Here is a 24,772-nt window from a genome sequence, read left to right on the forward strand (position 1 = left end):
GCTCATGTCCACGCGCCTCCGTCTCGCCACCGTCAACGTCAACGGCGTCCGCGCCGCGTTCCGCAAGGGCATGGGCGACTGGCTCTCGACACGCGACGTCGACATCCTCACGCTGCAAGAGGTGCGGGCGTCGACCGACGACCTCGAGGGCCTGCTCGGCCCCGAGTGGAACGTCGTGCACGACCCGGCGACGGCCAAGGGCCGGGCCGGCGTCGCCATCGCCAGCCGGGGCGCCGCCCACGTGCACCGGGTCGAGCTCGGCCCCGACGACTTCGACAGCGCCGGTCGCTGGCTCGAGGCCGACTACGAGATCGACGGCACCGTCGTGACCGTGGTCAGCACCTACGTCCACTCGGGCGAGGTCGACACCCCCAAGCAAGACGAGAAATGGAAGTTCCTCGACGCCATGTCGGCGAGGCTGCCCGAGCTCGCGGCGCACAACGAGCTCTCGGTGGTCACCGGCGACCTCAACGTCGGGCACCGCGAGCTCGACATCAAGAACTGGAAGGGCAACGTGAAGCGCGCCGGGTTCCTGCCCCGCGAGCGGTCGTACTTCGACCGGCTCCTCGGGCCGGCGGGCGAGCAGGTCGAGACGGTCGACGGCACCGGTGGCGAGGGGCTCGGCTGGGTCGACGTCGGCCGACGCTCCGCCGGCGAGGTCGAGGGGCCCTACTCGTGGTGGTCCTGGCGCGGCCAGGCCTTCGACAACGACACCGGCTGGCGCATCGACTACCAGCTGGCGACCCCTGCGCTCGCCGACACCGTCGAGCACTACGTCGTCGACCGTGCCGCCGCCTACGACCAGCGGTGGTCCGACCACGCGCCCGTCGTGGTCGACTACCGCCTCTGACCGGCGAAGCGCCGCCGCCTCCCGTCTCGCACCACCTGTCTCGCACCACCCCACCGAGGACCACATGACCAAGCCCCGCCTCTTCTCCGGAATGCAGCCGTCCGCCGACTCCCTCCACGTCGGCAACTACATCGGAGCCCTCCAGCAATGGAAGTCCCTCCAGACGACGCACGACGCCCTCTTCTGCGTCGTCGACCTGCACGCCATCACCGTCCCGCAAGACCCGGCAGCCCTCCAGGCACAGATTCGCGGGACGGCCGCGCAGTACATCGCGGCGGGCATCGACCCGTCGCAGTCGACCCTGTTCATCCAGTCGCACGTGCCGGCCCACACCCAGCTGGCCTGGGTGCTCAACACGCTGACCGGCTTCGGCGAGGCCAGCCGCATGACCCAGTTCAAAGACAAGGCGGCCAAGCAGGGGTCCGACGCGGCCTCGCTCGGCCTGTTCGCCTACCCCACGCTGATGGCCGCCGACATCTTGCTCTACCAGGCCGAGACGGTGCCGGTCGGCGACGACCAGCGCCAGCACGTCGAGCTGACCCGCGACCTCGCCACCCGGTTCAACTCGCGCTTCGGCGAGACGTTCGTCGTGCCCGAGGCGACCATCCAGAAAGAATCGGCGCGCATCTACGACCTCCAGTCCCCCGAGTCGAAGATGAGCAAGTCGGCGACGTCCGACTCGGGCGTCGTGTGGATGCTCGACGAGCCGAGCCGCACCGCCAAGAAGATCAAGTCGGCCGTCACCGACGCCGAGCGCGAGATCCGCTTCGACCGCGGCGCCAAGGCCGGCGTCTCGAACCTGCTCACCATCCTGTCGTCGTTCTCGGGCGACAGCGTGGCCGACCTCGAAGAGCGCTACGCCGGTCGTGGCTACGGCGACCTCAAGAAAGACACCGCCGAGGCCGTCGTCGAGACCTTCTCACCCGTCCGCGCCCGAGCCCTCGAACTGCTCGACGACCCGGCCGAGCTCGACCGCATCCTCGCGGTCAACGCCGACCGGGCGAACGAGATCGCCCAGGTCACGATCGACACCGTGTACGACCGCATCGGCTTCGTCCGCAAGGCCTGACCGTGCTGCCGTTCGTGCTCGCGTCACCGACCCTCGAGTTGCTGGCGCCGAGCGCGGCCGACGTGCCCGCCATCGTCGACGCCTGCCGCGACGAGACCCTCCGCCGGTTCACGACGGTGCCCGTGCCGTACGACCGGTCGGACGCCGACTTCTTCCTCCGCCGGATCGTCGACGACGGCTGGGCCACCGGCCGAGAGTTCACCTGGGGGCTGCGCCGCCCGGGGTCGGGCCTGCTCGAAGGAGTCATCAGCGTGCGGTTGCGATCGTCCGACGTGGGTTTCTGGACGGCTCCCGCCTCGCGGGGGCAGGGCCTGATGACCGAGGCCCTCGGCCTGGTGGCCGACTGGGCCTTCGAGGGCGGAGGGCTGCGAGAGCTCTTCTGGGAGGGCTACGTCGGCAACGACGCCTCGGCCGCCGTGGCCCGCCACGTCGGATTCACCTACCAGGGGGTCGGCCCGGGTCTGCACCCCGGTCGCGACGGCGGTCATCCCCTCTGCTGGAAGGCCCGGCTCCGGCCGGGTGACGAGCGGTCGACCCGGCCGGGCTGGCCTGCTCTGGGCGGTCCGGGCGCCGAGGCGAACGGGCCGGTGGAATACCGCGGCACGGTTGGCGTTGACTCCGTCACCGGCGCCGTCGAAGGCGACGGGCGACCGTCCCCCTCCCCGCACGCCCTCGCGCGCGACCGTTCCCTCCCGGAGGCCCCGTGAGCACCGACGCGATCGATCGCGAACTGCTCGAGAGCACCATGCGTCGAGCCGTCGCCCTCGCGCGCCGCGGGCCCGCCCGCGGCGTGAACCCGCAGGTGGGGTGCGTCCTGCTGCGCCCCGACGGCAGCACGGCGGCCGAGGGGTGGCACCGCGGTGCGGGCACGCCGCACGCCGAGGTCGACGCCCTGTCCCACCTGGCCCCGGGTGACGCCCGCGGCCTCACGGCAGTCGTCTCGCTCGAGCCCTGCGACCACGTCGGACGCACCGGCCCGTGCAGCGTCGCGCTGATCGAGGCAGGCGTCGCCCGCGTCGTCCACGCCGTCGGCGACCCTGGCGCGTCGTCCGGCGGCGGTGCCGAGCGACTGCGCCGGGCGGGCGTGGACGTGATCGGCGGCGTGCTCGCCGACGAGGCCGAAGAGATGGCGCGGCGCTGGCTCGCGACGGCACGGACGGGGCGTCCCTTCGTGACGGTGAAGTGGGCGTCCAGCCTCGACGGGCGAGCGGCGGCAGCCGACGGCAGCAGCCGGTGGATCACCGGCCCGGCCGCTCGCCGGCACGTCCACGAGCAACGGGCGGCTCACGACGCGATCCTCGTCGGGACGGGCACGGTGCTGGCCGACGACCCCGGCCTGACCGCCCGGCACGACACCGGCGAGCTGATGGCCGAGCAGCCCCTGCCCGTCGTCGTCGGCACCCGGGCCGTCCCGGCCGACGCGGCCCTGCGTCGGCACCCGCGAGGCCTCGTCGAGACCGGCACCCGCGACCTCGAGGCCGTGCTCGACGACCTGGGGCGCCGCGGGGTCCGCAGCCTGTTCGTCGAGGGCGGGCCGACGGTGGCGAGCGCCTTCGTGCGACGGGGACTCGTCGACGACTACCTCGTCTACCTCGCGCCGACCCTGCTCGGCGGGCCGCGCACCGCCCTCGACGACCTCGGCGTCGACCACATCCACGAGCAACGACGACTGCGCGTCACGGACGCGCGCACCCTCGGCGACGACCTCGTGGTCGTCGCCCGCGACACCTCCAGGAGGCACGCATGACCACCACCCCCGCCGCATCGTCCCAGGTGTCGTTCGAGGTCGAGACCACGGTCCCCACCCGCCACGGCACGTTCCGCATGCGCGCCTACCGCGACACCGTCACGGGGGCCGACCACGTGGCGGTCATCGCGACCGACCCGACGGGCCTCCCCCCGGCGGACGGCGCCCTGGTCCGCGTGCACTCCGAGTGCCTGACCGGCGAGGCCTTCGGCTCGCTGAAGTGCGAGTGCGGCCCGCAGCTGGACGCCGCGCTCGACACCATCCGCGACCACGGCGGCGTCGTGGTCTACCTGCGAGGGCACGAGGGCCGCGGCATCGGCCTGGTCAACAAGCTGCGCGCCTACCGACTGCAAGAAGACGGCCTCGACACGCTCGACGCCAACCTCGCCCTCGGCCTGCCCGCCGACGCTCGCGACTACGGGGCGGCCGCCGACGTGCTGCGCGACCTCGGACTCACCCGCGTGCGGCTGCTCAGCAACAACCCCGAGAAGCGTCGCCAGCTCGGCGAGCACGGCATCGACGTGACCGAGCTCGTGCCGCTCGTCGTCGGGGTCGGGGCCTTCAACGAGGGCTACCTCGACACCAAGCGCGACCGCATGGGGCACGAGCTGCCCGGCCACCTCGGCGCCGAGGGCTGACCCCGGCTCCGGCCGGGCCGCGTGGCCCGCCCCGCCGGGGGACGACTCGGGGTACAGCCGGGGTAAGATGGGCGACGGCTGTCACGAGCGGCCACCGTCTCACCCGGCCGAGCGATCAGCAGATCCCTGCACCGCGCCTCCGTCCGACCCGCTGCGCCGCATCACGCGCCCGGTCGTCGACGTCCGCCGGGCCCTCGACCCCCGCTTCGGAGTGCCCCCGTGTCTGCCCCCACCGTCGATCCGTCGACGTCGTCCGCCCCCGCCACCAACAAACGCTCGCGCGTCATCGTCGCCAGCCTCATCGGCACCTCGATCGAGTTCTACGACTTCTACGTCTACGCGACTGCCGCGGTGCTCGTCTTCCCGACGATCTTCTTCGCCAACGACGACCCGGCCGTCGCGCGCCTCGCCTCGTTCGCGGTCTTCGGCGTCGCCTTCGTCGCCCGACCCGTCGGCTCGGTCGTCTTCGGCCACTTCGGCGACCGCATCGGGCGCAAGGGCACGCTCGTGGCGTCCCTCTTGACGATGGGCATCGCGACCGTCCTGATCGGCTGCATCCCGGCGGGCACCACGCCCGGGTGGGCGGTCGCCGGCCCCGCCTGCCTCGTGGTCCTGCGCTTCTGCCAGGGTCTCGGCCTCGGCGGCGAGTGGAGCGGTGCCGCGCTGCTCGCGACCGAGAACGCCCCGGCGAACCGTCGGGCGATCTACGGCACGTTCCCCCAGCTGGGTGCCCCGATCGGCTTCATCATCGCCAACCTGCTCTTCGTGCTGCTGAACACGACCCTCACCGAGGAGCAGTTCATGAGCTGGGGCTGGCGCCTGCCGTTCCTGGCGAGCGCGGTGCTCGTCATCATCGGGCTGTACGTGCGCTTCAAGCTGATCGAGACCCCGGCGTTCCAGAAGGTGGTCGACTCGGGCAACGTCGCGTCCCTGCCGCTCGCCCGGGTGTTCCGCACGAGCTGGCGCCCGCTGCTGCTCGGCACGTTCATCATGCTGGCCACGTACACGCTGTTCTACCTGATGACGACGTTCACGCTCACCTACGGCACGGCGGACGCCGCGGGCGACCCCGCCGGCCTCGGCATCGCCCGGACGCAGTTCTTGTGGATGCTCATCCTCGGCGTCGTGTTCTTCGGCATCTTCACCCTCGTCTCGGGGCCGCTCGCCGAGAAGTACGGCCGCCGCGCCATGCTCATCTGCGTCACCGCGGGCATCCTCGTCTTCGGCTTCACCTTCGCCCCGCTGTTCGCGGCCGGCGAGCTGGGCGCGCAGGCTCTGCTGATCATCGGCTTCGTGCTGATGGGGCTGACCTTCGGGCCCATGGGGGCCGTGCTGCCCGAGCTGTTCCCGACCAGCGTGCGGTACACCGGCTCGGCCATCAGCTACAACGTGGCCAGCATCCTCGGCGCGGCCGTCGCCCCGTTCATCGCGGTCGCGCTCTGGACGGCGGCGGGCGGCAGCACCTGGCTCGTCGGCCTCTACCTGTCGTCCATGGCGCTCCTGACGCTCGTGGCGCTCGTGCTCAGCCGCGAGACCCGCGACGTCGACTACGAGGCGGCCGGCTGACCGGACGCACGCCGCCCCACCGGCCGGCCCGCGCCTCCTGACCGGGGGCGCGGGCCGTCGTCGTGACGCAGGTGGATGTCACCGGGACGAAGTACGGTCGTAGTCGGCGGTGGCACCGCCCGCGACATCCGACCGCCGCAGACCGCGACGCCGGTCACCGGCACGAGAGGCATCATGAGCTCCGACACGCGCGCGCGCACGACGACGTCCACCGGTCAGGAGGCGCGGGTCGACCAGGTCACCGCGCCCCGGTCGCGCTGGGGTCGCCGTCCGCAGCCCGAGGGGCCGCGTGCCACCTTCCGTCAGCTGCTGCCCTACCTGTTCGAGCACAAGAAGGTCATGGCCTTCATCATCGTGCTCAGCGTGCTCGGCGCCGCGGCGTCGCTCGGGCAGCCGTTGTTGGTGCAACGGGTGATCTCAGCCGTGCAGCAGGGCGTGACGCTCGGGCCCCTCGTCTGGGCCCTCGTCGCCCTGGTCGTCGCGGCCGGGCTGATCAGCGGGTTCCAGCACTACCTGCTGCAGCGCACCGGCGAGGGCGTCGTCCTCTCGAGCCGTCGTCGGCTGGTCGGACGCATGCTCCGCCTGCCGATCAGCCAGTTCGACACCCGCCGCACCGGCGACCTCGTGTCGCGCGTCGGCTCCGACACCACCCTGTTGCGCGCGGTGCTCACCCAGGGGCTCGTCGAGGCCATCGGCGGCAGCCTGACCTTCGTCGGCGCCCTGGTCGGCATGTTCTTGATCGACCCCGTGCTGCTCGGTCTGACCGTGCTCGTGGTGGCCGTCTCGGTCGTGATCGTCGTGCTGCTGTCCGGCCGCATCCGCGTCGCGAGCCGCCAGGCGCAAGAGAAGGTGGGCGACCTCACCGCCGCCGTCGAACGCGCGATCAGCTCGGTCCGCACGATCCGCGCGTCGGGTGCCACCGAGCGTGAGATCGCCGGCGTCGAACGCGACGCCGAGGGCGCCTACCAGCGGGGTCTGCAGGTGGCGCGCATCTCGGCCCTCGTCGTGCCGATCTCGTCGGTGGCGCTGCAGGCGTCGTTCCTGGTCGTGCTCGGCGTCGGCGGCTACCGCGTGGCCAGCGGCGCCATCGAGATCGCGTCGCTCGTGTCGTTCGTGCTCTTCCTCTTTCTCATGATCATGCCGCTCGGCCAGGCCCTCGGCGCCGTGCTCAGCGTGAACCAGGCGCTCGGGGCGCTCGGCCGCATCCAAGAGATCCTCGACCTGCCGAGCGAGACCGACGGCGACGAGCGTCTCGCGGTCGAGGTCGCCGCGGCTGCTGCCACGATCGGTGCCACCGCCGGCGCGCGAGCGGGCTCGGCGAACGACGTCGCCGTCCGCTTCGACGACGTGCACTTCCGCTACCCCGGCTCGCCCGTGGCGGGCGCCCCCGCCGCCGACCACCCGGGCGCTCCCGTCGACACGACGGACGACGAACGCCTCCGCCGCCAGGGCGGCCCGGACGACGACGACCTGACGGTGCTGCGGGGCGTGAGCTTCACCGTGCCCGTCGGGCGACGCACGGCCCTCGTCGGGCCGTCGGGCGCCGGCAAGAGCACGATCCTCTCGCTCATCGAGCGCTTCTACGACGCGACCTCGGGTGCCGTCGTCGTGGGCGGGGCCGACGTCCGCACCCTCGACCGTCACGAGCTGCGGTCGCGCATCGGCTACGTCGAGCAGGACGCCCCGGTGCTCGCCGGCACCATCCGCGACAACCTGACCCTGGGGTCGCCCGACGCCACCGACGACGACTGCCGCCGGGTGCTCGAGGCCGTCAACCTCACGGCCGTGCTCGAGCGAGGCGAACAGGGTCTCGACGCCCAGGTCGGCGAAGACGGCGTGATGCTCTCGGGTGGCGAACGGCAACGACTCGCCATCGCCCGCACGCTGCTGAACGCGCCGCCCATCCTGCTGCTCGACGAGTCGACCTCGAGCCTCGACGGCCTGAACGAGCAGCGCCTGCGCGAGGCCATCGACGCCGTGGCCGAGAACCGCACGCTCATCGTCATCGCCCACCGGCTCTCGACCGTGGTCGACTCCGACCAGATCGTCGTCGTCGAGGCGGGGCGCGTCGTCGGGGTCGGCACCCACTCCGAGCTCGTGCAGACCACACCGCTCTACCGCGACCTCGCGAAGCACCAGCTGCTCGTCTGACGCCGACCGGGTCTCCGGGTCGCCCGATCGCCGGGTCGCCCGGTCGCCGGGTCGCCCGGTCGCCGGGTCGCCAGGTCGCCGGGTCGCCAGACGACCGAGCCCCGGGCGGTGACGTGCGACGATAGCCCGATGAGCGACGTCGCCCCCACCGTCCTGACCCACGTCGACCGCGGGGTGGGCGTCATCACCCTCAACCGTCCGCAGAAGATCAACGCGGTGACGGTCGAGATGCTCGGCCTCGTCGAACGGGCACTCGACGCCTGGGAGGTCGACTCCACCGTGACCGCCGTGCTGCTGCGGGGAGCCGGCCCACGGGGCTTCTGCGCCGGAGGCGACATCGCCTGGATCTACGCCAACGCGACGGACGACCCCCGACGCAGCGTCGACATGTGGCGGCGAGAGTACCGGGGCACGCTGCGGCTGTCGCGGTGGTCGAAGCCGATCGTCTCGCTGCTGGACGGCATCGCGATGGGTGCCGGCATCGGGCTGGGCGGTCACGTCACGCTGCGCGTCGTCACCGAGCGCAGCTCGCTCGGGATGCCTGAGACCCGCATCGGCCTCTCCCCCGACGCCGGCGGCAGCTTCTTGCTCTCTCGGGCACCGGGCGAGCTCGGCACCCACCTGGCCCTGACGGGCCGCGCGATGTCGGCGGCGGACGCACTGCACACGGGTTTCGCCGACGTCCTCGTCCCCTCGCCCGAGCTCGTGCGCGTGCTGCCGGCCCTGGCCGAGGGCGGCGTGGAGGCCGTGCGGGCGCTCGGCGTCGCAGCGGGGCCGTCCGAGCTCGCCGCTGCCGGCGACTGGATCGACGAGGCCTACCGCGGCGACGACGCGCGCGCCATCGTCCGTCGGCTGCGCGACCTCGCGTCGTCGGGCCTCGACGCGGCGGGAGCCGTGGCCGACGACCTCGAGGCCGCCTCGCCGACGTCGGTCGTCCTGACACTCGAAGCCCGGCGCCGGGCTGACCGGCTGCCCGACCTCGAGGCCGTGCTGGGGCAAGAGCTCGGGATCGTCACCTCGCTCGCCGCCTCACCGGACCTCGTCGAGGGCATCCGTGCCCGCGTGGTCGACAAGGACCGCCGGCCCCGCTGGTCGCCGGCGACGCTGGACGAGGTCGACGTGCCGTCGACCCTGGCGACGGTCGACTGGACGACGAGACTTTGACCACGGAGCACGCGGGAGGCGCGCCCCGGGCCACCGGGAGCCTCGCCCCCCGGCCGACCTGCGTCACCTGCCCGCGGCCACCGGTCAGGGGCGGACGACGCGTCCCTCGTCGACCGAGCGGCGAGCGGCCTCGATCACCTCGAGCCCGCGGACGGCGTCCCACGGGTCGACGGGACGTTCGCCGTCGCCGCGCAGGGCCCGAGCGAGCTGCGAGTAGAAGTCCGGATAGCGTCCGGGGTCGGTGGGTTGGTCACGTCGGGAGCCGTCGGTGACCACGACACCACGACGAGAGGTCTCGTCGACGCCGTACGCCGGGTCGGTCGGCGCGACGCCCGAGGCCAGCTGGGCCTCTTGCGGGTCGAGACCGTGCACCTCGTACGCCCCCGACGACCCGAGCACCCGGAACCTCGGACCCGGCACCGCCGCGACGTGGCTCATCGTCAGCCGCGACCGTCGGCCGCCCTCGTGCTCGAGCGACACGAACACGTCGTCGTCGGCCGAACCGCCCGGGCGCCGGGTCGCGATCTCGGCGTGGACCGTCAGGACGGGGCCCAGCAGCGCCGACGCCTGGTCGACGAGGTGCGGCCCCAGGTCGAACAGGATGCCGCCGCCGTCCGCCGCGGTCGCCCGGCGCTTCCAGCCGGCGCGGTTCTCGAGCTTCCAGGGCTCGAACCGCGACTCGACCGTGTGGACCTCGCCCAGGTCGCCCGAGGCCGCCAGCCGTGACGCGGTCAGGAAGTCACCGTCCCACCGGCGGTTCTGGTAGACGGTCAGCGGCCGACCGAGCGACTCGGCGAGTTCGACCAGCGCCCGGGCGTCGGCCGACGAGGTCGCCAGCGGCTTGTCGACGACCACGGCGACGCCGGCCCGGAGCGCCCGGGTCGCGGTCTCGACGTGGGTGTCGTTCGGCGTGGCCACGACCACGAGGTCGAGGTCGCGGCCCCAGAGCTCGTCGACGCTCGCCACCACGTCGGCCCCCGGGTGAGCCTCGGCGACCTGCGTCGACCGGTCGGGGTCGCGGGTCACGACGGCGTCGACCTGCCAGGCCGGGTCGGCGGCCAGGAGGGCCCCGTGGAAGACCCGACCGGCGAGCCCGTAGCCCACGATGCCCACGCGCAACGGCTGTGCGGCGCTCATGCGGCGAAGGGGTCGGGGGTCAGCACGTACACGGTCTCGAGGTACTCGTGGATGCCTTCGACCCCGCCCTCGCGACCGAGGCCGGACGACTTGACGCCGCCGAAGGGGGCCGACGCGTTGGACACGACGCCCACGTTGAGCCCGAGCATTCCGGTCTGCAGGCGCTCGGCCAGGCGCTGCCCCCTCGCGAGGTCGCGGGTGAACGCGTAGGCGACGAGCCCGAACTCGGTGTCGTTGGCGAGGCGGACGCCCTCGGCCTCGTCGCGGAACGTCGAGACCGCGAGCACGGGCCCGAAGATCTCGGTGGTGAGGATCTCGCTGCCCGGGACGACGCCCGACAGCACGGTCGGCTCGAAGAACGTGCCGGGCCCGGCGACCACGCCCCCACCGGTCTCGACGACGGCGCCCCGGTCGACCGCGTCGCGCACGAGACGGTCGGCCTTGTCGACCGCCCGCCCGTCGATCAACGGCCCGACGGTGACCCCGTCGTCGGTGCCCGCTCCGACCTGCAGGCCACGGACGCGCTCGACCACCCGCGAGGTGAACTCGGCCACGACCGACTCGTGAACGATGAACCGGTTGGCGGCGGTGCAGGCCTGCCCGACGTTGCGGAACTTCGCCTGCATCGCCCCCTCGACCGCCGCGTCGAGGTCGGCGTCGTCGAAGACCACGAAGGGGGCGTTGCCGCCGAGCTCCATCGAGGTGCGCAGCACCTGCTCGGCCGCCTGGGTCAGCAACGTCGAGCCGACCGGGGTCGACCCCGTGAAGCTGAGCTTCCGGAGGCGCGGGTCGCGGATCAAGGGCTCGCACACGTCGTTCGCCGACAGGGTGGTCACGACGTTGACCACCCCGTCGGGCACGCCGGCCTCGACGAGCAGGGCCACGAAGGCGAGCGTCGTCAGAGGGGTCAGCTCGGCGGGCTTGATCACCACGGTGCAACCGGCGGCCAGGGCGGGAGCGATCTTGCGGGTGGCCATCGCCAGGGGGAAGTTCCAGGGGGTGATGAGCAGGCACGGGCCCACCGGGCGGTGCAGGACCGTCGTGCGACCGGTGCCCTCGGGGTTGGTGCCGTAGCGGCCCGAGACGCGGACGGCCTCTTCGGAGAACCACCGGAGGAACTCGCCGCCGTAGGTGACCTCGCCGAGCGATTCGGCCAGGGGCTTGCCCATCTCGAGCGTCATCAACAGGGCGAAGTCGTCGCGCCGCTCCATCAGCAGGTCGAAGGCGCGGCGCAGGACCTCGCTGCGGTGCCGAGGCGACGTCGCGGCCCAGCCGTCTTGCGCGTCGACCGCCGCGTCGAGCGCGCGGAGGCCGTCCGCCGGGGAGGCGTCGGCCACGGCGACGAGGACCTCGCCCGTGGCGGGATCGACGACGTCGACGGAGTCGCCGGTGGACGACGGCCCCCAGGAGCCACCGACGAACAGGCCGGTCGGCACCGCCTCGAGCACCCGGCGGCGATCGGCCGCCGTCACGCCCCGGGCGCTCACGCCGTGGCCCCGGTCGACCCGTCGACGACCTCGGCCGACCGAGCGCAGGTCACGCCGGCCGCCCGCAGCTCGGTCAGGGCGGCCTCGCTCGGGCCCGGAGCCACGCCGGCGACCAGATCGGTCAACACGGTCACGCGGAGCCCTGCCGCCACGGCGTCGAGGGCCGAGGCGCGGACGCAGTGGTCGGTCGCGAGACCCACGACCTCGACCTCGTCCACGCCCCGCTCGGCGAGGACCTGGCCGAACGGCCGGCCCCCCTCGACGACGCCGTCGAACAACGAGTACGCGGGGCGCCCGTCGCCCTTGAGCACGTGGAGGTCGACGGCCGAGGTGTCGAGGTCGGGGTGGTACTCGGCCCCGGGCGAGCCCTGGACGCAGTGCGACGGCCACGAGTCGACGAAGTCGGGCGCGGTGCTGAAGTGGCCACCGTTGTCACCGTCGGGCGAGTGCCAGTCGCGGCTGGCGACGACGAGGTCGTAGCGATCGGGGTGGGCGCGCAGGTGCTCGGTGACCGCCTGCGCGACGTGGGCGCCGCCGGTCACGCCGAGCGCGCCTCCTTCGGTGAAGTCGTTCTGGACGTCGACGACGACGAGTGCTCTGGTCATGCGACCATTCTCGCGCGCCGCACCGACACCCGCGTCGTCAGCTGTTGGCCAGGTTGTCGCCGCAGCTGTAGACCGCCGTCGTCACCGTGTCGAGGGCGGCCCGTGCGTTGTCCTGCACCGAGCCGATCGCGTAGAAGGCGAAGGTGAGCTTCGTGCCGTCGGCCGCGTCGATCGTGCCGGCCAGCGTGTAGGCCGTGTCGATCCACCCGGTCTTCGCGTGCACGGCCCCCCGGGCGACGGCGTTCGATCCGGTGAACCGTGAGGCCAGGGTGCCGGTCTTGCCCGACACGGGCAGGGCGTCGTACACGACTCCGAGACCGTGCTCGCGGTTCAGCACCTGGACCATCAGTCGCGCGACGAAGGTCGACGGCACGGCGTCGTTCTCGCTCAGGCCCGAGCCGTCGATGATGGTGAGCGACGACGTGTCGAGCCCGTAGGTCGACGACAGCACGCCCTTGTAGAGGGCCGTGAGCGACGCAGCCGAGCCGTCGGCGCCGGAGACCTTCGACGAGACCCGCGCGAGCATCTCGGCGAGGGTGTTGTCGGAGGTCGGAAGCAGCTGCGAGACGAGGGTGGCGACCGGCTGCGACGACACCTGGGCGATCACCGTCCCGCTCGTGGCGCTGCCCTGGGTCATCGTGGCCGTGTCGGCGCCGACCACGCCCGCCGCGACGAGCGCCGACCGGAAGGCGTCGCCGGCCCGGGCGACGGGGTCGGTGCTGCGGGGGCTCGTCTGCGCCGCCGGGTTCGCCCGGTCGCCGTCGACCATCAGCGCGGTCACCTCGGAGTGGTACCCGATCGTCTGCTCGGTGCGCTTCCACGACGGGTCCCACTTGTCGGCGGGGTTCCAGTACGTGGCGTCGAGCGTGATCTGCGTGAGGGGTTGGTCGCCGAGCGACGTCTTGACCTGGGTCGCGAGGTCGGCGACGGTGGGTGCCCCGGCGTACACGCTCGACCCCGTGGCGCTCAGCGTGGCGTCGCCGCCGCCCACCAACGCCACGGCCCCGGTGCCGGCATCGCCGGTGACCCGCGTCGTGAGGCGCGCGTCGGGGCCGAGGACCGACAGCGCGACGGCGCTCGTCAGGGTCTTGAGCACGCTGCCGGTGCGGGCGGCGGTCGAGCCGTTGCGGTCGAAGAGCACCTCGCCCGTCGCGGCGTTGACCACGCTGCCCTCGAACTGGGCGAGCCGCGGGTCGGAGGCGGCACCGGCGACCGAGCAGGTGCGGAGGCGCGTGGCGCCGGGCAGCACGTCGGGCACCGCCCGCTCGGGGTCGACCGTGGGCGTCGCGCTGGGCGTGACCGTCACGTCGGGCTGGGGCGTCGCCGAACCGCCGCGGGCCGTCGGGGCCCCGGGGGCGGTGGCCGCACCGGCCGCGACGGCTCCACCGCCGAGCAGGGCGAGGACGAGCACCCCGGCCGTCACGAGGACGGCGCGCGGCCGGGTCGAGACCCAGCGCCACGCGGAGGACGGCGACCCGGTCGAGGTCGTGTCGGTGGGACCGGCGCCCCTGTCGCCACCGGCGCCCCCATCGCCCGCGGCGCCCCCGGCATCTCGGCCCGGTTCGCTTCGGTCGTGACGTGGCTCACCCTGATCGCTCATCGAGGACATCATACGGAGCGACGACGCGACGTCACCTCTCGGACGGGTACCGCACGCCGATCTGCTGCCGCACCGCGTCCATGGTCCGCATCACGTCGACGCCGTCGGCCACGGTCAACAGGGGGCTCTCGCGTTCGCCCGCCGCGACGACCCGTTCGAGCTCGAGCGCTTGGTGCTGCATGCCCCGGAGACCACCCTCGTCGGCGTCGTACCGCTCGACGACGGCGTCGTCGGAGTCGCGCACGGTGAAGCCGCCCGGTGCGTAGAACGTGTCGTCGACGTCGATGCGCCCCTCGGTGCCGAGCAGCGACGCGGTGTTGCGGCCGGACGCGTCGAGGGCCGCGTAGAGCTGCGACGTCGCGCCCGACCCGTGGCCGAGCTGGATGCCGACGCGGGCGTCGACGCCCTGGTCGCTCAGGGTCGCCGTGGCCGTGACGCTCTCGGGCGCCCCCAGGAGGTCGTGGGCGAACGACACCGGGTAGACCCCCAGGTCGAGCAGGGCGCCGCCCCCCAGGGCCGGGTCGTTGAGGCGGTGCCGGGGGTCGGTGGGCAGCGACTGGACGTGCACGGCGGTCAGGAGGCGCACCTCGCCGATCACGCCGGAGCGCACGACCGCGCGCAGTCGCGCACTCTGCGGCGTGTAGCGCGTCCACATGGCCTCGAGCGCGACGACGCCGGCCCGACGTGCCGCCGCGTAGACGGTCTCGGCCTCGGTCGCGTTCACCGTGAACGCCTTCTCGACGAGGACGTGCTTGCCCGCCGCGATCGCGAGCAGCGCGTTCTCGGCGTGGAACGGGTGCGGCGTGGCCACGTAGACCACGTCGACCTCGGGGTCGGCCACGAGGTCGTCGTAGCTGCCGTGGGCACCGGGCACCCCGGCCCGGTCGGCGAACTCGCGCGCCTTGGCGAGGTCGCGCGACCCGACGGCCGAGACGGTCAGGCCCGCGCCCTGCAGGTCGGAGGTGAAGGTCGAGGCGATGCCGCCGGCGCCGAGGATTCCCCATCGAAGTGTCATGCGGACTGTCTACCAGCCACCGCCGACGACGCCGGTCAGCAGGCGTACCAGCGACTGGCCGACCGGACGAAGTCCGGGCTGTCGCCGGGCGCTCCCCCGTGCACCGACGCGAACCCGAGGCAGGCGTGCGCGAGGTCGCCCCGGAAGTCCGGTCGGTAGACGGCGTCCCGGTGCGGACTCGAGGCCCACCACTTCGCCGCGGCCACGGCTCCGGTCGTGCCGGTCCCACCCGCGAGGTTGCCGTCGCAGCCCGCCGGGGGCTCGCCGTCGCTGCGGACGACCTCGCCCTTGTGCCCCCAGGCGCTCAGCGGGTCGGGGCTGGGGTCACCCGCGATCCAGAGCAGGTACCGCTCGAGGCATGCGTCGTACCGCACGTTGTCGGCCGGCAGCAGCCCGAGGCAGCCCTGTCGTCGCTGCTCCTGGTACGCCGCGCGGAACGCGTCGAGGTCGGCCGTCGTCGTGCCCGTCGCCCCGCTGGCGACGTCGGTGGCACCGGTGGGCGCGGCGATCGCGTCGGCCACGGGTTGCGTGGGCGAGGACGAGGAGGCGCCGGTGGCGTCGGCGACGCATCGCGCGCCTCCTGGGCCCGCGGCCTCGCCCGCGGGGTCGCCGGCTGCGGCGAGGACCGTCGCCCGCCCGTCGGCGACGCCCGCCGTGGCGAGGGCCGAGCTGTCACCCCCCGCCCAGACGACGAGGAGCACTCCCGCGAGGACGGCGGCGAGCAACGCGGTGCAGATCAGCCGGAGGGGCATGCGGGCGCCTCCTTCCGTCGGTCACGGGCGTCGTCGTCCGACCGTACGGCGACGGCCGGGGGTCGGCGTGCCGTTCGGGGTACACCTCGGCCACGCGCTCACCACTACTGGGGGCGGCAGGCCGGACGGGGCCGACCCCGGGTCGCTCGAGCACGACCGCCCGCGAGTCGAGCGCAGAGACGAGCGGGGGACGAGCGGGAGGACGAGAACAGCCCCGGGTCGAGGTGACCCGGGGCTGTGGTGGAGCCGCTTATCAGAATCGAACTGATGACCTTCTCATTACGAGTGAGACGCTCTACCGACTGAGCTAAAGCGGCGGGACCGGCCTGGGCCGGCTGCCCGTGCCTCGCGGCACGATTAGACACTGTACAGGATCAGCGGACCTCACGCGTCACGAGGCGGCCGAGCTCGTCGAAGCTGGCCTCCATGCGGGCACGCAGGCTGTAGCGCATGTCGCTGAGGTGGTCGACGTCGTCGTCGTCGATCCACTCGGCCCAAGCGTGGCGCAGGGTGGCGATGCTGACGAGCGACACGAGGTGCGCCCGGCTGACCAGCGACGCGTCGACGGCATCGCCCGCGACGCCCTCGTCGGCCGCCATGCGCTGGGCCACGACGGTGGTCAGTCGCTCCTCGAAGACGCGCGTCGAGGCGATGCGACGGGCCAGCAGGTCGGGGTGCGCGCGCAGCACGCGACGACGCAGCACGACGAGCTCGCGGTCGACCGTCGCCGACTCGACCGAGGTCGTCAGCAGCTTGATGAGGCTCGACAGGACGGGCTCGTCGCGCTCGGCCACGAAGCGCTCGAGGTCGCCACCGTCGGGCAGGGCGGGCGGGTCGCCGACGACGGCCTCTTCTTTGGACGTGAAGTAGTTGAAGAAGGTACGCGGCGAGACGTCCGCCTGCCGGCTCACCATGTCGACGGTCACGGCGTCGAGGCCGTGCTCGACGATGAGGTCGAGGACGGCGACCTGGATCGCTCGACGGGTGGCCAGACGTTTGCGCTCGCGCAGACCGGGGGCGGCGTTCGGGTCGCTCATCGGGCCATCATCGCGCATGCGTCCGGGAATCCGGTGGACGGGCACTGCCACCGTGGCCGTCACGGCGGGTCCGTCACGCCGCCGCGGCCACGACGCCGCCGCCACGCCACCGACGGGCAGCGGGTCGTCGACGGACAGGTCAGCGGGTGGCGTGCCGGCTGACGACGACGAGCATGGCCTCGAGCGCCATGGCCGGCGACACGTTCGCCTCGATGCGTCGACGAGCCACCGCGATCGCGTCCAGCACGGCGAGGGTGGCAGCCGGCGTCGACGCGGCCGCCGCCGAGTCGAGCTGGGCCCTGATGCTGTCGTTGATGGGCTGCTCGTCGACGCCGAGCTGCAACAGCAGGACGTCGCGGTAGAGCGAGAGGAGGTCGACCATGATGCGGTCGATGCCGTCACGCAGGCTGCGGGTGGCCCGGCGCTTCTGGTCGTCCTCGAGTGCGCGCAACTGGCTGCGGAGGGCCGGGGGGACGGTGCCGCCCGGCTCGACGCCCAACGAGCGCAGCGCACTCGCGCGCTCTTCGGCGTCGCGTTCTTCGGTGATCGCCTTGGCGTCGTCGCCGGCGACGGCGAGCAGGGTGGCCGCGGCGATCACCGCGTCCGAGACGCTGCGGATGCCCAGTGCGGCCTCGAGCGTCTGCCGCCGCCGTGACCTGGCCGAGGTGTCGAGCGCGAGGCGGCGTGCCATGCCGATGTGGCTCTGGGCCTCGCGGGCCGCCACGAGGGCGATCTCGGGATCGACGCCGTCGCGGCGCTCGAGCAACGCGGCCACGTCGGCCACGGCGGGCATCCGGAGGCGCACGCTGCGCACCCGGGAGCGGATCGTCGGGATGAGGTCGGCCTCGCTCGGGGCGCACAGCAACCAGACGGTGCGCGGCGGCGGCTCTTCGAGGGCCTTCAGCAACAGGTTCGAGGTGCGCTCGGTCATGCGGTCGGCGTCCTCGATCACGACCACCCGGTAGCGACCGACCGACGGCGAGAACTGGCTGGCCGCGACGAGCGACCGGACCTCGTCGATCGTGATGATGATGCGCTCGGTGCTGAGGACGGCGAGGTCGGGGTGCGACCGCGCGGCGACCTGACGCAGCGTGGCCTCTTCGTCGGCGGGGGTCCGCGAGAGCAGGGCGGCCGCGAACGCGTACGCCAGGTTCGACCGACCGGAGCCGGGCGGACCGGTGATCAGCCACGAGTGGGTCATCGAGGCGTTGCCGGGCTGCGTCGACGCCGCCGCGGTCAACGCCTCGATGGCGTCGGGCTGACCCGTGAGGTGTTCCCAGAGGGGCATGGTCAGCGTGCGCTCTCGGCTCGCGCCCCGACCGCGCCGATCACTCGGCCGTGGCCTCGGACGTCGCGGCCTTCGCCGTCGTCGCCTTCGTCACGGGAGCCTTCTTCGCGGGGGCCTTGGCTGCGGTCGTCTTCGCCGCGGTCGTCTTCGCCGCACCGGTCTTCGCGGCCGGCGCCTTCTTGGCCGGTGCCTTCTTGGCCGGTGCCTTCTTGGCGGGCGCCTTCTTCGCCACGGTCTTCGGCTTGGCCGGCCCCTTGGCCCGCTTGTCGGCGAGCAGTTGGACGGCCCGGTCGAAGTCGACCTCGTCGACCGTCTCGCCGCGCGGGATGGTCGCGTTGGTCTCGCCGTCGGTGACGTACGGGCCGAACCGGCCGTCCTTCACCTTGATCGGCTTGCCGCTGACCGGATCGGCCTCGAACTCCTTCAGGGCGCTGCTGGCCTTGCGGGCGCCGTACTTCGGCTGCGCGTAGAGCTCGAGGGCGCCGGGCAGGTCGATGTCGAAGATCGCGTCCTCGCTCGTCAGCGACCGGGTGTCGGTCCCCTTCTTCAGGTAGGGGCCGTAGCGCCCGTTCTGCGCCTGGATCTCGTCGCCGGTGTCGGGGTCGGTGCCGACGGTGCGAGGGAGGTCGAGCAGCCGCAGGGCCGTCGCGAGGTCGACCGTGTCGACGCTCATGCTCTTGAAGAGGGAGGCCGTGCGCTCTTTCGGGGCGGCGGCCTTCTTCGCGGGAGCCTTCTTGGCCGGCGCCTTCTTCGCAGCGGTCGTCGTCGCGGCGGCCGCGGGTTCGGTCACCTCGCCGGTCACGGGGTCGGCCGCGATCTCGCCGGCCGCCTCGTCGGACGCCGTCTCGGGAGTCCGCTCGGTGACGTACGGGCCGAAGCGGCCGTCCTTCGCGACGACCTCTTTGCCGGAATCGGGGTTGACGCCCAGCACCCGGTCGCCGACGACGGGGGCGTCGATCAGCTCGCGCGCCTTCTCGGCGGTCAGCTCGTCGGGAGCGAGGTCTTCGGGCACGTTCACCCGGCGGGGCGTCTCGGGGTCGTCGCCCGGCGCCTCGAGGTAGGGACCGTAGCGACCGATGCGCAGCGTGACGCCCTCGGAGAGGACGATGGAGTTGATGTCGCGGGCGTCGATCTCGCCCAGGTTGTCGATGACCTTGCGCAGGCCCCGGTGCGACTCGTTGCCGAAGTAGAAGCCGTTCAACCAGTCGACGCGGTCGGCGTCGCCGCCGGCGATGAGGTCGAGGTCGTCCTCCATGCTGGCCGTGAAGTCGTACTCGACGAGGTCGGCGAAGTAGTCCTCGAGCAGGCGGACGACCGAGAACGCGATCCAGTTCGGCACGAGGGCCGTGCCCCGCGGGGTCACGTAGCCGCGGTCGACGATGGTCGACATGATGGCGGCGTACGTCGAGGGGCGCCCGATGCCGAGCTCTTCGAGCGTCTTCACCAGGCTCGCCTCGGTGTACCGCGGCGGCGCGGACGTGTCGTGGCCCTTGGCCTCGACCTCGTCGAGGCCCAGGGCCTGGCCCACGGTCAGCGGCGGCAGCTTGGACTCGGCGGGCTCGGCGGCACCGTGCCGGTCTTCGTCGCGTCCTTCTTCGTAGGCGTTGAGGAAGCCCCGGAAGGTGATGACGGTGCCGGACGCCGCGAACTCGGCGAGGGTGCCCGACGCGGCGCGGGCCGTGATGCCCTCGACCGCCCCGGGGGTGGTCGCCGACACGACGACCGAAGCTGTCGAGCCCTTGGCGTCGGCCATCTGCGAGGCGACCGTGCGCTTCCAGATGAGGTCGTAGAGCTTCCAGTCGTTGCCACGCAGGACGGCCTGCATCTCGGACGGCGTCTTGAACGTGTCGCCCGAGGGGCGGATGGCCTCGTGGGCCTCTTGGGCGTTCTTGCTCTTGCCCGTGTAGAGGCGCGGCTTGTCGGGGACCGTCTCGGCCCCGTAGAGCTTGGCCGCCTGGCTGCGTGCCGCACCGATCGCCTGCTGCGAGAGCGCCGGCGAGTCGGTTCGCATGTAGGTGATGTGGCCGTTCTCGTAGAGCGACTGGGCCACGCTCATGGTCTGACGGGCGGAGAAGCGCAGCTTGCGCGCGGCCTCCTGCTGCAGGGTCGACGTCGTGAAGGGGGCCGCGGGGCGGCGGGTGTAGGGCTTCGAGTCGACCGAGCCGACCACGACGTCGACGTCGGGCGAGCCCAGGGCCTCGGCGAGCGCCCGGGCGGACGACTCGTCGAGCGCCACGGCCTCACCCTTCAGGCGGCCTCGGTCGTCGAAGTCGCGACCGGCGGCCACGCGCCCGCCGTTGACGCGGACGAGGCGTGACCCGAAGGCGACCTTCGCGTCGCCCTCGGCCGCGACGGGCTCGAAGGTGGCGGTGAGGTCCCAGTAGGACGCCGAGACGAAGGCCAGACGTTCGCGCTCGCGATCGACGACGAGGCGGGTCGCGGCGGACTGGACCCGGCCCGCCGACAGCCCGGGGCCGACCTTGCGCCACAGGACGGGCGAGACCTCGTAACCGTAGAGACGGTCGAGGATGCGTCGGGTCTCTTGGGCGTCGACGAGGGCGGTGTCGAGCTCGCGCGTGTTCTCTTGTGCCTTCTGGATGGCGTCCTTGGTGATCTCGTGGAACACCATGCGCTTCACGGGGACCTTGGGCTTCAGCTCTTGCAGGAGGTGCCACGCGATGGCCTCGCCCTCGCGGTCCTCATCTGTCGCGAGGTAGAGCTCGTCGGCGTTCTTGAGCGCGCGCTTGAGGTCGGAGACGGTCTTCTTCTTGGCGTCCGAGACGACGTAGTAGGGCTCGAAGCCGTTCTCGACGTCGACGGAGAACTTGCCCATCGACCCCTTCTTCAGCTCGGCCGGGAGGTTCTTGGGCTCGACGAGGTCGCGGATGTGACCAACGGAGGCCAGCACCTCGTAACCGTCGCCGAGGTACTGCCCGATCGTCTTGGCCTTGGCGGGCGACTCGACGATGACCAGTTTCTTCGTGCCTGGCACGGGACTCCTTGGGTGGTGGTGCGGCGACCCGGTCCGACGGACCGGGCGAGGGGCTGCAGGGCGAGGACGGGGTGCTCGATCGCTCCCACCGACCCCGAGGAACGTCGGGAGCCGTGCAGCCGACAGCCACACCATACACACCCGACGCCCGGGCCCCCTTCACGGGACACGGCCCCCGGGCGGGGCCGGCACGGGCGGCGGACCGGCCGTCGCCCGGGCCCTGACGTCGAACGGCCCGAAGGCCGTCGCGACCTCGATCGTCACCTCGGCACCCGTCACGAGGCACTCGGAGACCCCCACCCCGTTCGCGGCCGCCGTGGCGGCCGCACGGTCGCACGGTGAGCCCGCGACCAGGCCCGACAGGGCGTCGGCCGCGGCGAGCGCCGAGGCGTCGGCCGCTCCGGCGGCGCGTGACCGGACGGCCAGCGCGGAGTGGGAGCCGACCAGCACGACGCCGAGGACGGCGAGCGCCACGAGTCCGCCAGCGAGGACGACGGTCGAGCTGCCGCGGTCGCAGGACAGCCGGTGGCGGATGGTCATCGTCCGGCCGTCGGGGCGCAACTGCGGGAGGTCAGGGTGACCGGCCCACCCACCGGACCGAGACGGACGTCCCGGTGGAGGTCGACGCAGACGAGGTCCGAGCCGTCGGATCGGACCAGCCGAGCACCCGGTGCGAGTCGCTCGAGGGTGGCCCCCACCGAGCTGCCGTCGCCACGGGCCGTCTGCCGGGCGACGACGGCTGCGGCGTCGGCGAGGCGGACCGACTGCGACGTGACGGCGAGGCTCGTCACGACGAACGCGACCACCACGACGAGGGACGGCATCACCAGGGCGAACTCGACGGTCGCGCTCCCCCCGTCGACACGGAGGCGCCGGAGGACGAGACCGAGGCACCCGGCGACCCGGCTCGACACGGGGGTGCTCAACCGACCGTCAGGGCCGATCGGACCAGGTCGGACAACACGCCCCGCACCTCGTCCGACCTCATGATCGTCACGAGCAAGCCGGCGAAGCCTACGGCGGCCATGATGACGATCGCGTACTCCGCCGTCGCCGCGCCGTCGTCGGCCCGGGCGAGGCGCTGCGCCACCGTCACGAGACGCCGGGTCGGCGAGGCGCCCCGGGTGGACGTCGGGCCTGCCGTGGGGACGACGGCCTGCGGATTCGTGCTGAGGGTCATGGTGTTCCTCTCTCTAGGGGTGCGACACCGCTGCGGTGACGGTTCGAGCCTGTCGGGGTCACGTCGGCCGAGTGGCGACGCGGGCTCCTGCTGGGGACGACGGTCACCACGAGCCGGCTGTGGACGACACGAGTGAGACGACCAGCGGGACGACCCCGATGACGAGGAAGGCCGGCAGGATGCAGACCCCGAGCGGCAGCATGAGGGTGACCCCGAGGCGGCTCGCCGCGGTCTGGGCCGCGGTGCGGGCCTCCGACCGCAGTTCACGGGCCTCGGAGCGCAGGAGCGACCCCGCCGGGGCACCCGCTCGACGCGAGAGGTCGAGCACGACCTCGCAGCGCCGCCGCTCGGCGTCGTCGGCGGCCTCGTCGACCGCACCCGCGCCTCCTCGGGGTTCGTCGGCCACCTCGCCGAGGCCGCACGAGGCGACGGCCTCGTCGACGGCCGCGAGGCCGGACGACCACGCTGCTCCCCCGGACAACGCCACCGCCAGCAGCTCGGGACGCAGGCCCGGCACGCGCGGGGACGGACGTGCGCGCCGGACGAGGAGCGCGTTCCACCGACGGGCGAGCGTCACGAGACCCACCGCGACGACGAGGCAGGCCCAGCCGGTCGGGGTGCCCACGAGGACGGCGCCGGTGTCGAAGCCCAGCCCCAGGGAGAAGAGCAGACCCACGACGGGGAGCGCGAGCACCACCTGGGACGTCGCGCGGGGGCCGCTCAGCGCGACCCGGACGTCTCGTCGGGCCTCGTCGGCGGCACGCAGCGCCCCGACCACCGCGTGGAGGCAGTCGGCCATCGGAGCCCCGCTCGTCTCGGCGACCCGCCACGCGCACGCGACCTGCCGCCAGGTCCGCTCGTGCTCGAGCGCCTCGGGGACGCCGACGAACGAGTCCGCGTCGAGCCAGGCGACGAGACCGGACGACACCGGGACGCCGTCGGCCCCACCGGCGGCCACGGCCAGGGCCAACCGGCGGATCGGACCCTCGGGCTCGACGGACGCGACGTGGCCCCAGGCGCGAGTCGGTGCGACCCCGGCCTCGACGAGCACGGCGAGGCGCTCGACGACGACGGCGGCCGGGGTCGGCGTCGTCCGGGCCCGCCTCGCCGGGCGGCGCCTCGGGGGACGGTGGCCCGGGGGACGGTGACTGGGGGGACGCCGAGCCGGCCCGCCCCGCCGACCGGGGGCGTCCGGCCGGTCAGTCACGCAGCCCCGTCCGGGCGACCAGTCGACCGTCGGGGCCGACGGCCAGGTGCCCGATCTCGGCGAGCCTCCGGTGGCCGCCGCGGCGCTCGAGGTGGAAGACGGCGTCGATCGCGCTGACGGCCTGGCGGGCCAGGGCGTCGACCGACAAGCCGGCGAGTGCCCCCAGCGCCTCGAGACGTGCGGGCACGTCGTCCAGCCCGTTGGCGTGGACCGTGCCCGCCCCTCCGTCGTGGCCCGTGTTCAGGGCCGCGAGCAGGTCACGGATCTCGCGCCCTCTCACCTCGCCCACCACGAGTCGGTCGGGTCGCATGCGCAGCGCCTCGCGGACGAGGCGGGACAGGTCGACTCCCCCGGCACCCTCGAGGTTCGGCTGGCGCGTCTCGAGCGCCACGACGTGGGGATGACGGGGTCGCAACTCGGCGACGTCCTCGATCGTCACGATGCGGTCCGAGGCGGGTGCCTCGGAGAGCAACGCCGCGAGGAAGGTCGTCTTGCCCGCTCCGCCCGACCCGCTGACGAGCACGTTGGCCCGTCGGGTCACGCAACGCGTCACCGAGTCGAGGTCGCCCCCGTCGAAGAACCCCCGCCGCTCGAGATCGAGCAACGACGGCGACTGGGCACGCGGCACGCGGATGGACAGGGCCGTGCCCGCGACGGCCAGCGGCGGGAGGACCACGTGCACGCGGACCCCGTCTCCGAGACGGACGTCCACGCACGGACTCGTCTCGTCGACGTGCCGTCCCCCGAGCGAGACCAGACGTGTGGCCACCTGTCGTGCCGAGGCCTCGGACAGGTGGACCGCCGTCTCGGCCTCGGCCCCGCCGCCGCGATCTACCCAGACCCCGACCCCGCCGGTCACGAAGACGTCCGTGACGTCGGGCTCGTCGAGGAACCGCGCCAGCGGCCCGAACGCGGACCGCTGCTGCCGGGTGAACCGGTTCTGTACCCCGATCGGTGAACCTGTACCCCGATCGTGATCTCGCGGCGACGACGGCCGGAGGACGAACCGGGCAGGCGGGTGATCGAGGGTGAGCGACGGGTGACGGTCGGCCTCTGCGAACCGGGACGGAGGGGGCGGAGAGGACATGCCCAAACGGTAGGCACGCACGCCCCAGGACAGACAGATCGGTGGGCATCGATGGGGACAGATCGCCCGCACCACGGCGTGGGGAGGAGGCGAGGCCCCACCCGGGCGACGACCGGGTTAAAAGAGAGGGGCGGCACCGGTTGGGGGGAACCGGTGCCGCCACGTGCGTCGGGCGATTGGGGGGAATCAGCGCGACGCAC

21 protein-coding genes, 1 tRNA gene and 1 pseudogene are annotated in these 24,772 nt (G+C 73.1%); 8 read left to right on the top strand and 15 right to left on the bottom strand.

All coding sequences use genetic code 11. From position 1 onward, the window contains the following. Positions 1-4 precede the first annotated feature (4 nt). The 8 genes and pseudogenes from ITJ55_RS04855 to ITJ55_RS04890 all read left to right on the top strand — a co-directional run bounded on the left by ITJ55_RS04855 (position 5) and on the right by ITJ55_RS04890 (position 9,185). Positions 5-850, top strand: a complete 846-nt coding sequence (locus ITJ55_RS04855; protein WP_194594314.1) for an exodeoxyribonuclease III — start codon at positions 5-7, stop codon at positions 848-850. Positions 851-914: 64 nt separating this feature from the next. Further along, complete coding sequence (gene trpS / locus ITJ55_RS04860; protein WP_194594315.1) at positions 915-1,919, top strand: tryptophan--tRNA ligase; 1,005 nt, start codon at positions 915-917, stop codon at positions 1,917-1,919. A 2-nt stretch (positions 1,920-1,921) separates the two neighbouring features. Beyond that, on the top strand, positions 1,922-2,626 hold the full coding sequence (locus ITJ55_RS04865) for a GNAT family N-acetyltransferase (protein WP_194594316.1): 705 nt from the start codon (positions 1,922-1,924) through the stop codon (positions 2,624-2,626). Between the two features lie 38 nt (positions 2,627-2,664). Beyond that, positions 2,665-3,666, top strand: coding sequence for a bifunctional diaminohydroxyphosphoribosylaminopyrimidine deaminase/5-amino-6-(5-phosphoribosylamino)uracil reductase RibD (ribD, locus tag ITJ55_RS04870; protein ID WP_194594745.1), 1,002 nt, complete (start codon positions 2,665-2,667; stop codon positions 3,664-3,666). Positions 3,667-3,683: 17 nt separating this feature from the next. Further along, positions 3,684-4,304: pseudogene (gene ribA / locus ITJ55_RS04875) on the top strand (GTP cyclohydrolase II); the annotation flags it as partial. Positions 4,305-4,523: 219 nt separating this feature from the next. Then, positions 4,524-5,870 carry an MFS transporter gene (locus ITJ55_RS04880; protein WP_194594318.1) on the top strand — a complete coding sequence of 449 codons (1,347 nt, stop codon included), beginning with the start codon at positions 4,524-4,526 and terminating at the stop codon, positions 5,868-5,870. A 174-nt stretch (positions 5,871-6,044) separates the two neighbouring features. Then, positions 6,045-8,021: an ABC transporter ATP-binding protein gene (locus ITJ55_RS04885; RefSeq protein WP_194594319.1), complete on the top strand. Its 1,977-nt coding sequence runs from the start codon at positions 6,045-6,047 to the stop codon at positions 8,019-8,021. 129 nt (positions 8,022-8,150) lie between these two features. Continuing rightward, on the top strand, positions 8,151-9,185 hold the full coding sequence (locus ITJ55_RS04890) for an enoyl-CoA hydratase/isomerase family protein (RefSeq protein WP_194594320.1): 1,035 nt from the start codon (positions 8,151-8,153) through the stop codon (positions 9,183-9,185). Between the two features lie 84 nt (positions 9,186-9,269). Here ITJ55_RS04890 and ITJ55_RS04895 read toward each other — a convergent pair whose 3' ends face one another. From ITJ55_RS04895 to ITJ55_RS04965, 15 genes are all read right to left on the bottom strand, one after another. Beyond that, the gene (locus ITJ55_RS04895; RefSeq protein ID WP_194594321.1) at positions 9,270-10,322 is read right to left on the bottom strand and encodes a Gfo/Idh/MocA family oxidoreductase; all 1,053 of its coding nucleotides are present in this window, start codon (positions 10,320-10,322) and stop codon (positions 9,270-9,272) included. Next, a complete protein-coding gene (locus ITJ55_RS04900; RefSeq protein ID WP_194594746.1) occupies positions 10,319-11,794 on the bottom strand; it encodes an NAD-dependent succinate-semialdehyde dehydrogenase in 1,476 nt (491 codons plus the stop codon). Before ITJ55_RS04900 ends, ITJ55_RS04895 begins: the two co-directional genes overlap by 4 nt. Positions 11,795-11,805: 11 nt before the next feature. Then, positions 11,806-12,414, bottom strand: a complete 609-nt coding sequence (locus ITJ55_RS04905) for an isochorismatase family protein (RefSeq protein WP_194594322.1) — start codon at positions 12,412-12,414, stop codon at positions 11,806-11,808. Between the two features lie 37 nt (positions 12,415-12,451). Continuing rightward, entirely contained in the window at positions 12,452-14,014 is a 1,563-nt protein-coding gene (locus ITJ55_RS04910) for a D-alanyl-D-alanine carboxypeptidase/D-alanyl-D-alanine-endopeptidase (protein WP_194594323.1), read from the bottom strand. 31 nt (positions 14,015-14,045) lie between these two features. After that, entirely contained in the window at positions 14,046-15,029 is a 984-nt protein-coding gene (locus ITJ55_RS04915; RefSeq protein WP_194594324.1) for a Gfo/Idh/MocA family protein, read from the bottom strand. Between the two features lie 35 nt (positions 15,030-15,064). After that, positions 15,065-15,781: a hypothetical protein gene (locus ITJ55_RS04920; RefSeq protein WP_194594325.1), complete on the bottom strand. Its 717-nt coding sequence runs from the start codon at positions 15,779-15,781 to the stop codon at positions 15,065-15,067. Between the two features lie 241 nt (positions 15,782-16,022). Then, positions 16,023-16,098: transfer RNA gene (locus tag ITJ55_RS04925), tRNA-Thr, on the bottom strand. Between the two features lie 57 nt (positions 16,099-16,155). Beyond that, positions 16,156-16,818, bottom strand: a complete 663-nt coding sequence (locus tag ITJ55_RS04930; protein WP_194594326.1) for a TetR/AcrR family transcriptional regulator — start codon at positions 16,816-16,818, stop codon at positions 16,156-16,158. Positions 16,819-16,957: 139 nt separating this feature from the next. Continuing rightward, a complete protein-coding gene (locus ITJ55_RS04935) occupies positions 16,958-18,106 on the bottom strand; it encodes a DNA polymerase III subunit delta' (protein ID WP_194594327.1) in 1,149 nt (382 codons plus the stop codon). Positions 18,107-18,146: 40 nt separating this feature from the next. After that, positions 18,147-21,098 (bottom strand): type I DNA topoisomerase, encoded by a 2,952-nt coding sequence (gene topA, locus ITJ55_RS04940; RefSeq protein WP_194594328.1) that lies wholly within the window; start codon positions 21,096-21,098, stop codon positions 18,147-18,149. 159 nt (positions 21,099-21,257) lie between these two features. Then, positions 21,258-21,638 (bottom strand): Rv3654c family TadE-like protein, encoded by a 381-nt coding sequence (locus ITJ55_RS04945; RefSeq protein ID WP_194594329.1) that lies wholly within the window; start codon positions 21,636-21,638, stop codon positions 21,258-21,260. Beyond that, positions 21,635-22,024, bottom strand: a complete 390-nt coding sequence (locus ITJ55_RS04950; protein WP_194594330.1) for a TadE family type IV pilus minor pilin — start codon at positions 22,022-22,024, stop codon at positions 21,635-21,637. Before ITJ55_RS04950 ends, ITJ55_RS04945 begins: the two co-directional genes overlap by 4 nt. Further along, positions 22,021-22,278 carry a DUF4244 domain-containing protein gene (locus ITJ55_RS04955; protein ID WP_194594331.1) on the bottom strand — a complete coding sequence of 86 codons (258 nt, stop codon included), beginning with the start codon at positions 22,276-22,278 and terminating at the stop codon, positions 22,021-22,023. The genes ITJ55_RS04950 and ITJ55_RS04955 overlap by 4 nt, the downstream gene beginning before the upstream one ends. Positions 22,279-22,381: 103 nt before the next feature. After that, on the bottom strand, positions 22,382-23,485 hold the full coding sequence (locus ITJ55_RS04960) for a type II secretion system F family protein (protein ID WP_194594332.1): 1,104 nt from the start codon (positions 23,483-23,485) through the stop codon (positions 22,382-22,384). Continuing rightward, on the bottom strand, positions 23,478-24,572 hold the full coding sequence (locus ITJ55_RS04965; protein WP_194594333.1) for a TadA family conjugal transfer-associated ATPase: 1,095 nt from the start codon (positions 24,570-24,572) through the stop codon (positions 23,478-23,480). Before ITJ55_RS04965 ends, ITJ55_RS04960 begins: the two co-directional genes overlap by 8 nt. Between the last annotated feature and the right edge of the window lie 200 nt (positions 24,573-24,772).

The sequence above is a fragment of the Frigoribacterium sp. VKM Ac-1396 genome, from assembly GCF_015350895.1.
GTDB lineage: Bacteria > Actinomycetota > Actinomycetes > Actinomycetales > Microbacteriaceae > Frigoribacterium.